Raw genomic sequence first — 13,445 nt, 5'->3', positions numbered from 1 at the left:
AATACCGGTTCTATTGTATATACATATCAGACACCACGAGCCTGCGCCATGCATTGCGACGTCCTCTGGCACAACGCACAGCTGATGACCCTGGACGCAGCCGATGGTGGCCTGGGCATCGTGGACGATGGCGTTCTGGCCTGCCAGGACGGCCGCATCACCTATGCCGGCCCGGCCGCGCAGGCCCCGGCGCTAAAGCCGGACGTTGCGCACGATTGCCGGTGCCGCTGGATCAGCCCCGGCCTGATCGATTGCCATACCCATCTGGTGTATGCAGGCAATCGCGCCAACGAATTCGAGCAACGCCTGCGCGGTGCCAGTTATGCCGAGATTGCCGCAGCCGGCGGCGGCATCGTGGCCACGGTACGCGCCACCCGCGCCGCCGACGACGCAGCGCTGTTGGCCGCCAGCCTGCCGCGCCTGGACGCCATGCTCGCCGAAGGCGTGACCACGCTGGAAATTAAATCCGGCTACGGGCTGACGCTGCAGGACGAAACCAAGCAGCTGCGCGTGGCACGCCAGCTCGCGGCACTGCGCAAGGTCGAAGTGGTACCGACCTTCCTCGGTGCGCATGCGGTGCCGCCGGGCGGCGATGCGCAGAGCTATATCGACGCCGTCTGCACGCAGATGATTCCGGCGATCGCCGCGCAAGGGCTTGCCGAGGCGGTGGACGTGTTCTGCGAGCATCTGGCGTTCTCGCCCGCGCAGGCCGAACAGGTCTTCCGTGCCGCGCAGGCACATGGCCTGGACATCAAGATCCATGCCGAGCAACTGAGCAATCAGCATGGCGCGCAACTGGCCGCACGCCATGGCGCATTGTCGGCTGATCACATCGAATACCTGGATGACGCCGGCATTGCCGCGATGGCCGGCGCCGGCACCGTCGCGGTGCTGTTGCCGGGCGCGTTCTATTTCACCCGCGACACCCAGCTGCCGCCGATCGCGGCGTTGCGCGCCGCCGGCGTGCCGCTGGCCCTGGCCACCGACTGCAATCCGGGCACCTCACCACTGACCAGCCCGCTGCTGGCGATGAACATGGCCGCCACGCTGTTCCGCATGACCGTGGACGAGTGCATCGCCGGGTTCACCCGCGAAGCCGCACGCGCGCTCGGGCGCGGCGAGCGACTGGGCCGGCTGCGCGCCGGCCTGCACTGCGACCTGGCGATCTGGGACATCGATGCGCCGGCCGACCTGGTCTACCGCATGGGCTTCAACCCTCTTCATGCCCGCGTCTGGCGCGGGCATTCCTGCTGAATCCGGAGTCATCATGAGTGCTTCTCTTGTCTTGCAGCCCGGCCAGGTCACGCTGGCGCAGTGGCGTGCGCTGTATCGCGGCGCCGACGTCGTGCTGGACGAGGCCTGCGCGGCCGCGGTGCTGCGCAGCGCGCAGACGGTGGAGGCCATCGTGGCGCGCGGCGAGCCGGTGTATGGCGTCAATACCGGCTTCGGCAAGCTGGCCAGCGTGCGCATCGAGCGCGAGGACCTGCAGACCCTGCAGCGCAATATCGTGCTCTCGCACGCCGCCGGGGTCGGCGAGCCCACCCCGGTGCCGGTGGTGCGGCTGATGATGGCGCTCAAGCTCACCAGCCTGGCCCAGGGCGCCTCGGGCGTGCAGCCGCAGACGCTGGCATTGCTGGACGCGATGCTGCGCCAGGGCATCACGCCGGTGGTGCCTTGCCAGGGCTCGGTCGGTGCCTCCGGCGATCTGGCACCGCTGTCGCATCTGGCCGCGGTGATGATCGGCGTCGGCGAAGCCTTTGTCGGCGGGCAACGCCTGCCTGCCGCCGACGCGCTGGCACAGGCGCAGCTGCAGCCGCGCGTGCTGGGCGCCAAGGAAGGCCTGGCGCTGCTCAACGGCACCCAGTTCTCCACCGCCTGCGCCTTGGCCGGCCTGTTCGAGATCGAAACCGTGCTGCAGGCAGCGCTGGTCACCGGCGCGCTGTCGGTGGAAGCGGCCAAGGGCTCGGACACGCCATTCGATGCGCGCATCCATGCCTTGCGTGGCCAGCCGGGGCAGATCGCCACCGCTGCCGCACTGCGCGCGCTGATGGCCGATTCGAGCATCCGCGAATCGCACCGGCTCGGCGATGTACGCGTGCAGGATCCGTACTGCCTGCGCTGCCAGCCGCAGGTGATGGGCGCGGCGCTGGACATCATGCGTCAGGCCGCCCGCACGCTGGAGATCGAGGCCAATGGCGTCTCGGATAACCCGCTGGTATTCAGCGATACCGGCGAGGCCTTGTCCGGCGGCAACTTCCACGCCGAGCCGGTGGCCTTCGCGGCCGACATGCTGGCGATGGCGGTCTGCGAAATCGGCTCGATCAGCGAACGCCGCACCGCGATGCTGGTCGACCCGGCCTTGTCGGGCCTGCCGGCGTTCCTCACCCCGCGCCCGGGCCTGAATTCCGGTTTCATGATTCCGCAGGTCACCGCTGCGGCCCTGGTGTCGGAAAACAAGCAACGCGCGTATCCGGCCAGTGTCGATTCGATCCCGACCTCGGCCAATCAGGAAGATCATGTGTCGATGGCCGCGCATGGCGCGCGGCGTTTGCTGGCGATGGCCGAGAACGCCGCGCACGTGATCGGTATCGAACTGCTGGCGGCCGTACAAGGCTGCGACTTCCATGCGCCGCTGCGCTCCAGCGCCGCGCTGGAAGCGGCACGCGCCCTGCTGCGCGCGCAGGTACCGACCCTGCAGGACGACCGCTATTTCCATCCCGACATGCTGGCGGCCAGTGCGTTGGTGCGTTCGGGCGCGCTCGCGCAGGCGGTTGCCATCGCCTTGCCAGGCGTGGAGCAGCACGCATGACGTGCCACGTCGCAGCCGCTGGAATGACCTCGGCAGCGTCGTGTTCGCGCGTGCAAGGTCTCGCGTCACTGCCGAGCGCGCATCTGCGCAATGACCATGCACTGCGGGCAATACGCGCGCGCGGACTGCTTGCGCGTCAGGCCGTGCTGCGCGCTTGCGCGCCGCGTGCCGACCGGATGCAGGCGCGACATCGTCGCGCCTTGACGATCGCACCAGCACAAGGCGCACCGCGATGAGCGCCCTGCCCTGGCTCGAGATCCACCGCGGCGATGCGCCGCTGATCCTCAGCTTCCCGCATACCGGCACCGAGCTGCCCGAGGAGATGGTCGACCAGTTCGTCTCGCCCTGGCTGGCACGCCGCGATGCCGATTGGTGGGTGCATCAGCTGTACGACTTCGCGCAATCGCTGGGCGCCACCACCGTGCGCACCGCGATCTCGCGCTCGGTGATCGACGTCAACCGCGATCCCAGCGGAGCGTCCCTGTACCCGGGGCAGAACACCACCGGCCTGTGTCCGCTGACCACCTTCGACAACCAGCCGCTGTATGCCGACGGCGCTGAGCCCGACCAAGCGCAGACCGCCTGGCGCCGCACGCAGTGGTTCGACCCTTATCACGCTGCGCTCGCTGCCGAGATCGCGCGCCTGCGCACGCAGCACGCCAGGATCGTGGTCTACGACGCGCATTCGATCCGCTCGCATATTCCGCATCTGTTCGATGGCGAGCTGCCGCAGTTCAACATCGGCAGCAACGACGACCGCAGTTGCGATCCGGCCCTGGCCGATGCCGTGGAGCAGCTGTGCCGCAGCAGCGGCTCGAGCACCGTGCGCAACGGGCGCTTCAAGGGCGGCTGGATCACACGCCACTATGCGCAGCCCGGGCATGGCGTGCATACGCTGCAGATGGAGCTGGCGTGCCGCGGCTATATGCGCGAGCCGGACACCATCACCCCGCAGAACTGGCCCACGCCGTGGCTCCCCGCACATGCGGTCGCACTGCGCGCGGTGCTGCGCCACGTGCTGCTGGCCTGCCTGCAGTTTGCCAATACCACCGCTGACTCCTCCGCCACCACGCCGCCTGCGGCGCACCGTTGATTGCAAGGAAACCGGCATGACCCGTCACGATGCAACCCGCGTCATCCGCGCCGCCACCGGCACCACGCTCACCGCAAAAAGCTGGCTCACCGAAGCGCCGCTGCGCATGCTGATGAACAACCTGGACCCGGACGTGGCCGAGCGCCCGCAGGAACTGGTGGTCTATGGCGGGATCGGCCGCGCCGCGCGCGACTGGGAATCCTTCGATGCGATCGTCGCCGCGCTGACCCGCCTGGACGAAGACCAGACCCTGCTGGTGCAGTCCGGCAAGCCGGTCGGGGTGTTCCGCACGCATTCCGATGCGCCGCGCGTGCTGATCGCCAACTCCAACCTGGTGCCGCGCTGGGCCAGCTGGGAGCATTTCAACGAACTCGATCGCAAGGGTCTGGCGATGTACGGCCAGATGACCGCCGGCAGCTGGATCTACATCGGCGCGCAAGGCATCGTGCAAGGCACCTACGAGACCTTCGTGGAAATGGGCCGCCAGCATTACGGCGGCAGCCTGGCCGGCAAGTGGCTGTTCACCGGTGGCCTGGGCGGCATGGGCGGCGCGCAGCCGCTGGCCGCGGTAATGGCCGGCGCCTCGTGCCTGGCGGTGGAATGCCGCCGTTCCAGCATCGACATGCGCCTGCGCACCGGCTACCTGGACACCTGGACCGACGACCTGGACGAAGCGCTGCGCCTGATCGAGGAATCGTGCACGGCGAAGAAACCGCTGTCGGTCGGCCTGCTCGGCAATGTCGCAGACGTGCTGGACGAACTGCTGCTACGTGGAGTCAAGCCGGACCTGCTCACCGACCAGACCTCCGCGCACGACCCGATCAACGGCTACCTGCCGCAGGGCTGGACGGTGGAGGAATGGGACGCGAAACGCGTGAGCGCGCCGGAGGCGGTGGAAGCGGCCGCGCGCGACTCGATGGCCAACCACATCCGCGCCATGCTCACCTTCCACGCACTCGGCGTGCCCACCGTCGATTACGGCAACAACCTGCGCCAGATGGCGCTGGAAGCAGGCGTCGACAACGCGTTCGACTTCCCCGGCTTCGTGCCCGCCTATATCCGGCCGCTGTTCTGCCGCGGTATCGGCCCGTTCCGCTGGGTCGCGCTCAGTGGCGATCCCGACGACATCGCCAAGACCGATGCCAAGGTCAAGGAGCTCATTCCCGACGATGCGCATCTGCACCGCTGGCTGGACATGGCCGCCGAAAAGATCGCCTTCCAGGGCCTGCCTGCGCGGATCTGCTGGGTCGGTCTGGGCGACCGCCATCGGCTCGGCTTGGCCTTCAATGCGATGGTGCGCAGCGGTGAATTGAAGGCGCCGGTGGTGATCGGCCGCGATCATCTGGATTCGGGCAGCGTCGCCTCGCCCAACCGCGAAACCGAAGCCATGGCCGACGGCTCGGATGCGGTCTCCGACTGGCCGCTGCTCAATGCCCTGCTCAACACCGCGTCCGGTGCGACCTGGGTGTCGCTGCATCATGGCGGCGGCGTCGGCATGGGCTTCTCGCAACACGCCGGCATGGTCATCGTCTGCGACGGCAGCGAGGCGGCCGACAGACGTCTGGAGCGCGTGCTCTGGAACGACCCGGCCACCGGCGTGATGCGCCACGCCGATGCCGGCTACGCCATCGCCACCGACTGCGCGAAGGAAAAAGGCCTGGATTTGCCCGGCATTCTGGGCTGAGGATTCTCGGCCCCGGCTGTTTCGCCGACCGCGTGCACGCCGTACGCGGTCGGCATGCAGCACGCGGACATCACCGGTTGTGGGCGCAGCGTCCGCAGCAGGCGACGACGATCCGCCGCGTTCTGCCGGCGGCTTCCAGCTCCATCACGGTCTACTTGCAGGCCAATGCAGCAGCGGCCAGCAATGCGCCGTCATCGAGCACCGGTGCCGCCCCGCTTGCTGGATAGGCCGCTGCGATCACCTTCGCCGCGCGATCGGCGTCCGCCTGGATATACCACTGCGACGACGGCGGCAGCGTACGCCCGCGCACCGCCTGCTCGAAGCGATACTGTCCCCAGTAGATCGCCAACGGCTCTTCCAGCGCGTTGAGCGGGTTACGCAAGATGGCCGCACCCGGACACAGCCGCACGAAGTTGGCAGCGAGCATCCGTTTGCGCGCCGAGGGCTGCCCCGCAGACAGGTAGTGACTCAATTCATGCAACACGATCGGCGCCCAGTCCATCGAGGCCGTGCCGGTACGCGCATCATGCTGCGAATACAGCAGCATGGTGCGTCCGCGTACCTTGGCCTGGGTGGTGTCCGGCTCCGGCCACCAGACGAATCTTGCCTGGAACACCGCAGGCTCCGGCACCGCAAAGAACGCCCGCATCTGCGCTGCCAACCGCGAGACGGCGGGCTTGGACAGTTCTTCGCCCAGCTCGCGCGCCTGTTGCTCGAAACGCGGTGCAATGGCGACCACGCGCCTGGCGCGCGGAACGAAGCGGGCAAAATACGCGCGCAACATCGCCTGGTCGTCTGCCGACTGCTCGGCAATGGCGGCGTCCGCTGAGGCCTCGAATCCGGCATTCCCGAGGAAATGCCGGGAGAAAGGATCCACCTCACGGGTCGCATCTGGCGCAAACACGCGGTCGAGCATCTCCAGATCGTCGTCCTTTGTCAGCCCCGAGGTGCGCCGACGGAAAGCTGCGTAGGCCACAAGTGCTGCACGATCGGCCGGGTCCAGCCCGCCGTGGGTTTCGAAATAGCTGCGATACACGGGCGCCGTATAGCCCGGCAACCAGTCCGACAGGTTATCCAGCAGGTTGAACAGGTCCGTGGCCTCGCTGTAACCCACCTGCACGGGTGCCGATGACGGCATGGCTGGCGCGGCATGCGCGGTAGCGCACATCACGACCCAGATCAGTCCGGCTGAGCGGATGCGCCGCAGCGTTGGCGGCCAGTGATCGATCCATCTGCGCATGCAAGGCTCCGGGCTGGCGAGTGCGCTGATTCGAGCATGCCGCGATACCGCCCGCCACGTGCCTTTGGTCAGGGGGCGCGAGAACTTCCTGCTTCGGGTTGCAAGCGAGGACATCGTTGCCCATCACATTCTCGACGATTGCCCTCAAGTCCGCCGCGTGCAGGCCGACAAGGTATGCAACGTTTCGAGGGATCTCCATGGGCATCTTGATCTACCTGGTGCCTGCATTCGCGCTCTGGGCGCTGATTGCCACCGTGCTGGCGTTCGTACGTGGCCGCCAGCTGCGCGCCGAATCCGGCCAGCTCGCCAGCACCCAGGACAGCCTTGCCCGCTACCAGGCAGCGCTCTCGCAGGCGAAGGCGCGCGCGGCCGCCAGCGTGCTGGAACTGGAATCGCTGCAGCGCAGCTACACCGTCCTCAAGCAATCGCTGGAGCAGCAGGAACAGACGGCCGCCGAACAGGCGCCGGCTGCCGACAGCCAGGTCATTCCGATGGTGATGGTGCAGCGGCTGGATATCGCAAACGAGATTGGCACGTTGTTCGCGCACGTCGCACGGGTGGCACGCAGCCTGCGCCGCTACAGCGCCTACAGCCGCGGCCACACTGCGCCGGAACCGGCCACCGCCCGTTACGACCTGCATTGGCTGGCCGATTGCCTGCACAGCTTCGACCAGATCGGCTATGCCTTGTTGCGCGGCAACGTCGCGGCGCTGATCACCGCCTGCCAGGACCTGCTGTCGATGTACGACCACTATCTGAAGGACGGGTCCGGCTACAACAGCCGCGACACCTTCCAGCGGCTGAGCAGCGATGTGCCGCTGTCGGATGCCACCGATGCCATCCGCTCGATCATCGTCAAGGCGACGCTGGCGCAGGATGTGCGCGATGCGGTGATGGAGGATGCGGTTGCGGCCAACGTTGGGTGAATCGGGAATCGGGAATCGGGAATCGGGAATCGGGAATCGGGAATCGTAGGAGCGTGGGTGCGGGGTTCTGTTGGGTCAACAGGTAGATGCATGCTGTTTGACCGCTTCCCGATGCAGCGACTGCTGTGATGCGATTGCCCATGAAAAAAGCGCACCGCTTGCGGTGCGCTTTTTCGTTTCAGGCCTCGGGAATGGCCGGCCTGCCTTGGTTGGCGGGTTTGACCGCTGCCTGCGTCATGGTGCCTGCTGCGGCAGCGCGTAGGCCACCACGGCATCGCCTGCGGGCGTTTCCATGAAGTGGTGGCCGCCGGCCATGATCACCAGATACTCGCGGCCGTTGTAGGCATAGACCATCGGGTTGGCCTGGCCGCCGGCCGGCAGCTTGGCGTGCCACAGCTCCTTGCCGGTGGCCAGATCGATCGCACGAATCAGGTCGTCGGTGGCTGCGGCGATGAAGATCAAGCCACTGGCCGTCACCACCGAACCGCCGTTGTTGGGCGTGCCGATCTCGATCGGCAGACCCGAGCGGATGCCGAACGGACCATTGCCGCGTGCGCTGCCGAACGGACGGTCCCAAAGGGTCTTGCCGCTGGCCAGATCGATCGCACGGATGCCGCCATACGGCGGCTGCTTGCACAGCAGCTTGGTGAACGGCAGGCGCCAGCCGGCATTGACGTTGATCGCATACGGCGTACCGGCCTGCGGATCGCCCGCACCTTCCGCGCCACCTGCATCGCCGCGCGCTTCATCGCGCGGTGCCCAGCCCAGTTTGTCGGCCTTGGCGCGCGGCACCAGCAGGTTGTAGTTGGGCATGTCGTTGTAGTTGGCCACGATCACGCCGCGCTGCGGATCCACCGACACGCTGCCCCAATCCGAACCGCCGTTGTAGCCTGGGTATTCGATCGAATGGCGGTCGGCTTCCGGCGGCGTGTAGATGCCCTTGTAGCTGGCCTTGCGGAACTGGATGCGGCAGACCAGCTGATCGATCGGCGTCATCCCCCACATATCGCGCTCGGTCAGATCCGGCTTGCGTAGCGTGTGGTACAGCGAAAATGGCTGCGTCTTGGCACGCATCTGCGGCTCCACGCCACCGCCCGGCACTGCGCGTTCTTCCACGCCGACCAGCGGCTTGCCGGTACGCCGATCCAGCACGTACAACTCGCCCTGCTTGCTCGGCAACAACACTGCCGGCACGTTGACGCCGTCCTTGGGGAAGTCGATCAGGCTCGGCTGCGAGCCCAGGTCGTAATCCCACGCATCGATATGCGTGGTCTGGAAATTCCACACCGGCTTGCCGGTGGTGACATCCAGTGCCACCAGCGAGGTCGCATAGCGATTCTCCTCCGGCGTGCGCGAGCTGCTCCAGTAATCGGCGGTGGAGTTGCCCATCGGCAGATACACATAGCCCAGCTGTTCGTCGGCCGCGGCGGTGGTCCACATGTTCGGCGTGCCACGCGTCCAGGTCTGGCCCGGCGGCGGTGCGCCGTTCCAGTCCGGATGGGTCATGTCCCAGGCCCAGCGCAATTGGCCGGTCACCGCATCGAAGCCCTCGATCACACCGGACGGCTCGTAACGCTTCTGCCCGTCCAGCACCTGATGGCCGGTGACCACCACCCCGCGCACGATGGCGGGCGGCGAATTGATCGATACATAACCCGGCGGCGTCTGCCCCATGCCGACGGTGATATCGACCTGGCCGTTGTTGCCGAAGTCCGTGCACGGCTTGCCGCTACGCGCATCCAGCGCGATCAGGCGGCCATCCAGCGTGCCTTCGATGATGCGCGTGCGGCACAGCGGCGCCCCCTCCGTTGCCATCGTTGCGGCGGCCTCATTGGCTGCCGCCGGCACCTGGTAGTACGACACACCACGGCAGGCGGCCGTATACGGAATCGCCTCATCCTTGACCTTGGGATCGTAACGCCAACGCTCCTTGCCACTGGCGGCATCCAGCGCGATCACCTGATTGCGCGCAGTGCACAGGTACAGGCTGTCGCCCACCTTCAACGGCGTGGTTTCCGCACCCCAGCGCTTGCTCGGCAGGTCGCCGGTGTGGAAGACCCAGGCCTGCTTCAATTGCGCAACGTTGTCGCGGTTGATCTGCTGCAGCGGCGAATAGCGCTGCCCGGCCTGGCTGCGTCCATATGCGGCCCAGTCGTCGTCGGCAGGCGCATTGCCCGGCTGCCCGTCGGCGGCGGCCGGCGCTGCAGACGCGCTGCGCTTGACCAGGCCCGCGGCCATGCCGGCGGCGTGTGCCAGCGCGCCATCGGCCTCGGTCACCCCAAACGGCACGAAGGCGAGCGCGAAGGCCACCACGAACACCGCCGCCAGAACGCCGGCCACGCTGCGCGACACCGCGCGCGACACCGGGCGCTCCAGCTTCGGCAGCAGCAGCGCCAGCACGAACGCCAGGCCGACGATCAAGCCCAGCCGCGGTACCCAACGCCAGTAGTCGCTGCCCGATTCCCACCACGTCCACGGCAACGTCGCCGCCACCACTGCGGCAAACCACCACGCGCCCGCATTGCGACCGCGAAACAGCAACACGCCGGCGATCAGCAAGGCCACGCCCACAGGCGCGTAATACCAGGAGCCGCCCAGCGCGGCCAGCCACACGCCGCCTGCCAGCAGCACGGCGCCCAGCACTCCAATCACGCCTCCCAACGTCGCCAGCGCCCAGTGGCCGCGACGGGAAGGACGATGCAATGTCGTCATCAGTTGTTCCTCTTCGATCTGCGGCGACGCAACGCCGCCGCACCACCCCCAACCTTCGACCCGCTGCGGTGAAAAAACCGCGTTCTTTGCGAACGCCGTCGAAAAACACTGCGTTGCAGATGTCACCGCGTGCAATAAAAAACGCCGGCTGTGCGCCGGCGTTTTTCTTCAGCTGCGTTGCTCGCCAGATGCGATCACGCTTCGTTCGGTGGCAGGTCGTCTGCACTTGCTGCCGGTGCAACCGCTGCATCGTCCAGCACGTCCTCGGCCTCATCCAGCGAGGCATCCAGGCGTTCGACCGCCTGCAGCTTTTCGCCCTTGGACAAGCGGATCAAGGTCACGCCCTGGGTATTGCGACCCACGCGCGAGATCTCCGAACCGCGGGTGCGCACCAGCGTACCGCCATCGGAAATCAGCAGCACTTCGTCAGTGGCGCCCAGCAGCACCGCACGCACCAGCTTGCCGTTGCGCTCGGTGGTCTGGATGCCGATCACGCCCTGCGTGCCACGGCCCTTGCGCGGGTACTCGGTCAGCGGGGTGCGCTTGCCGTAGCCGTTCTCGGTGGCGGTGAGGATGTAGGCCATGTCGTCGCTCTCGGCAACGTCGATCACCTCCGCCTCGACACCATCCGTGCTCTCCACCACGTCCTCGACACCCTCGTCCTCGACATCGCCTTCAACGCCGCCGGCACGCTCGGCCACGATCAGGCTGACCACCTCTTCACCCTTGGTCAGACGGATGCCGCGCACGCCGGTGGCGGTACGGCCCATCGAACGCACGGTGGATTCGCCAAAGCGCACGGTCTTGCCGTTGGAGGCGAACAACAACACGTCGCGGTCGCCATCGGTCAAGGCCACACCGACCAGCGCATCGCCCTCATCGAGGTTGATCGCGATCTTGCCGCGTGCCAGGCGGAACGCGAATTCGCTCAGCGGGGTCTTCTTGACCGTGCCGTTGCGCGTGGCAAAGAACACATAGCGGTTGTCGGCGTACTCGCGCACCGGCAGCACCGCCTGCACACGCTCGCCGGGTTCCAGCGGAATCCAGTTGATGATCGGACGGCCACGCGCATTGGAGCCGGCCTCCGGCAACTGGTACACCGGCAGCCAGAACACCTTGCCGCTGCTGGTGAAGGTCAGCAGCGTGTCGTGCGTGTTGACCAGCCACAGCTGGTCGATGAAATCCTCTTCCTTGGTCGCCGCCGCAGACCGGCCGCGGCCACCACGGCGCTGCGCACGATATGCGCTGACCGGCTGGCGCTTGGCATAGCCGGCATGCGAGAGCGTCACCACCACGTCTTCCGGCGAGATCAGGTCCAGGATGTCCAGATCTTCTTCGCTGTGACGGATTTCGGTGCGACGTTCGTCGCCGTACTCTTCGCGGATGTTGATCAGCTCGTCGCGGATCACCTGCAGCAGCACGTCCGGGTTTTCCAGGATGCGGATCAGGCCCTGGATGACCTCGAGCAACTGCTTGTACTCGTCGGTCAGCTTTTCCTGCTCCAACCCGGTCAGGCGATGCAGGCGCATTTCCAGGATCTGCGAGGCCTGCACTTCACTGAGCTGATAGAAGCCGTTGGCCAGGCCCACGCCCGGCGCCAGATCTTCCGGCTTGGAGGCTTCGGCACCGGCAGCACCCAGCAGCGCGCCGACCAGACCCGGTTCCCAGGTCTTGGCCAGCATGCGCTCGCGCGCTTCCTGCGGGTTGGCCGAGGTCTTGATCAGCTCGATCATCTCGTCGATGTTGGCCAACGCGACGGTCAGGCCTTCCAGCACGTGCGCACGCGCACGCGCCTTGCGCAGCTCAAAGATGGTGCGGCGGGTCACCACTTCGCGGCGGTGGCGGATGAACGCCTGCAGCATCTGCTTGAGGTTCATCAACTGCGGGCGGCCGTCGATCAGCGCCACCATGTTGATGCCGAACACCGACTCCATCTGGGTCTGCTGATACAGGTTGTTGAGCACAACCTCGGCCGACTCGCCGCGCTTGACCTCGATGTAGATGCGCATGCCGTCCTTGTCGGACTCGTCGCGCAACTCGCTGATGCCTTCGAGCTTCTTTTCCTTGACCAGCTCGGCGATCTTCTCGATCAGCCGCGCCTTGTTCACCTGATACGGAATCTCGGTGACGATGATCGCTTCACGGCCGTTGTCGGCCACTTCCACATCGGCCTTGGCGCGCATGCGCACGCGGCCACGGCCGGTGCGGTAACCGGCAGCGATGCCGGCGGTGCCGTTGATGATGCCGGCGGTGGGGAAATCCGGGCCAGGGATGTATTCCATCAGGCCTTCGACATCCAGCTCCGGCGTGTCGATCAAGGCGATGCAGGCGTTGATCGCCTCGGTCAGATTATGCGGCGGGATATTGGTGGCCATGCCCACCGCGATACCGGCCGAGCCGTTGACCAGCAAGCTCGGGAACCGGGTCGGCATGACCGTCGGTTCCTGTTCCTTCTCGTCGTAATTGGGCTGGAAATCGACGGTTTCCTTGTCGATGTCGGCCATCAGCTCATGCGCCAGCCGCGACATGCGCGACTCGGTGTAACGCATTGCCGCGGCGGAGTCGCCATCGACCGAACCGAAGTTACCCTGGCCGTCCACCATCATGTAGCGCAGCGAGAACGGCTGCGCCATGCGCACCAGCGTGTCGTACACCGACTGGTCGCCGTGCGGGTGGTATTTACCGATGACGTCGCCGACGATACGCGCCGACTTGAAGTAGGCCTTGTTGCTGTGTGCGCCCAGCTCGTGCATGGCGTACAGGACGCGACGGTGCACGGGTTTGAGGCCATCACGGGCATCGGGGAGTGCGCGGCCCACGATCACGCTCATCGCGTAATCGAGATAGCTCTTGCGCATCTCGTCTTCCAGATTGACCTGGATGATTTCCTTGGCGGTTTCTGCCATTCGGGTTCCGTAAGTGAGGTGGCGGGCGAGCCGGAAAGCCGCGTCGGGGGCGCCCTGACAACGGGCTGCCGACCC

8 protein-coding genes are annotated in these 13,445 nt (G+C 66.6%); 5 read left to right on the top strand and 3 right to left on the bottom strand.

The window, feature by feature from the left end; genetic code table 11:
- Positions 1 to 48 precede the first annotated feature (48 nt).
- The 4 genes from hutI (at position 49) to hutU (ending at position 5,586) form a co-directional block, all read left to right on the top strand.
- A complete protein-coding gene (gene hutI / locus ABQY64_RS08410; RefSeq protein WP_349779984.1) occupies positions 49 to 1,254 on the top strand; it encodes an imidazolonepropionase in 1,206 nt (401 codons plus the stop codon).
- A 13-nt stretch (positions 1,255 to 1,267) separates the two neighbouring features.
- Entirely contained in the window at positions 1,268 to 2,809 is a 1,542-nt protein-coding gene (hutH, locus tag ABQY64_RS08405; protein WP_349779983.1) for a histidine ammonia-lyase, read from the top strand.
- Positions 2,810 to 3,041: 232 nt separating this feature from the next.
- Complete coding sequence (gene hutG / locus ABQY64_RS08400; protein ID WP_349779982.1) at positions 3,042 to 3,902, top strand: N-formylglutamate deformylase; 861 nt, start codon at positions 3,042 to 3,044, stop codon at positions 3,900 to 3,902.
- 16 nt (positions 3,903 to 3,918) lie between these two features.
- Positions 3,919 to 5,586, top strand: coding sequence for a urocanate hydratase (hutU, locus tag ABQY64_RS08395; RefSeq protein WP_349779981.1), 1,668 nt, complete (start codon positions 3,919 to 3,921; stop codon positions 5,584 to 5,586).
- Positions 5,587 to 5,737: 151 nt separating this feature from the next.
- Here hutU and ABQY64_RS08390 read toward each other — a convergent pair whose 3' ends face one another.
- Entirely contained in the window at positions 5,738 to 6,826 is a 1,089-nt protein-coding gene (locus tag ABQY64_RS08390; protein ID WP_349779980.1) for a hypothetical protein, read from the bottom strand.
- Positions 6,827 to 7,023: 197 nt separating this feature from the next.
- Here ABQY64_RS08390 and ABQY64_RS08385 point away from each other — a divergent pair, with 197 nt between their 5' ends.
- Positions 7,024 to 7,752 (top strand): hypothetical protein, encoded by a 729-nt coding sequence (locus ABQY64_RS08385; protein ID WP_039514302.1) that lies wholly within the window; start codon positions 7,024 to 7,026, stop codon positions 7,750 to 7,752.
- 234 nt (positions 7,753 to 7,986) lie between these two features.
- On the opposite strand, the gene ABQY64_RS08380 is transcribed toward ABQY64_RS08385, so the two are convergent.
- Complete coding sequence (locus tag ABQY64_RS08380; RefSeq protein WP_349779979.1) at positions 7,987 to 10,464, bottom strand: membrane-bound PQQ-dependent dehydrogenase, glucose/quinate/shikimate family; 2,478 nt, start codon at positions 10,462 to 10,464, stop codon at positions 7,987 to 7,989.
- Between the two features lie 194 nt (positions 10,465 to 10,658).
- Positions 10,659 to 13,370, bottom strand: coding sequence for a DNA gyrase subunit A (gene gyrA / locus ABQY64_RS08375; protein WP_349779978.1), 2,712 nt, complete (start codon positions 13,368 to 13,370; stop codon positions 10,659 to 10,661).
- Positions 13,371 to 13,445 lie beyond the last annotated feature (75 nt).

The sequence above is a fragment of the Xanthomonas sp. WHRI 7065 genome (assembly GCF_040203115.2).
Lineage (GTDB): Bacteria > Pseudomonadota > Gammaproteobacteria > Xanthomonadales > Xanthomonadaceae > Xanthomonas > Xanthomonas arboricola.
The sequence above is the reverse complement of the archived record's forward strand: the minus strand, read 5'-3'. Positions and strand labels throughout refer to the sequence as shown.

What these genes read in the sequence shown, in the direction of transcription:
- hutI (WP_349779984.1), top strand. Translation starts at nt 49, where the DNA reads ATGCATTGCGACGTCCTCTGGCACAACGCACAGCTGATGACCCTGGAC.
- hutH (WP_349779983.1), top strand. Translation starts at nt 1,268, where the DNA reads ATGAGTGCTTCTCTTGTCTTGCAGCCCGGCCAGGTCACGCTGGCGCAG.
- hutG (WP_349779982.1), top strand. Translation starts at nt 3,042, where the DNA reads ATGAGCGCCCTGCCCTGGCTCGAGATCCACCGCGGCGATGCGCCGCTG.
- hutU (WP_349779981.1), top strand. Translation starts at nt 3,919, where the DNA reads ATGACCCGTCACGATGCAACCCGCGTCATCCGCGCCGCCACCGGCACC.
- ABQY64_RS08390 (WP_349779980.1), bottom strand. Translation starts at nt 6,826, where the DNA reads ATGCGCAGATGGATCGATCACTGGCCGCCAACGCTGCGGCGCATCCGC.
- ABQY64_RS08385 (WP_039514302.1), top strand. Translation starts at nt 7,024, where the DNA reads ATGGGCATCTTGATCTACCTGGTGCCTGCATTCGCGCTCTGGGCGCTG.
- ABQY64_RS08380 (WP_349779979.1), bottom strand. Translation starts at nt 10,464, where the DNA reads ATGACGACATTGCATCGTCCTTCCCGTCGCGGCCACTGGGCGCTGGCG.
- gyrA (WP_349779978.1), bottom strand. Translation starts at nt 13,370, where the DNA reads ATGGCAGAAACCGCCAAGGAAATCATCCAGGTCAATCTGGAAGACGAG.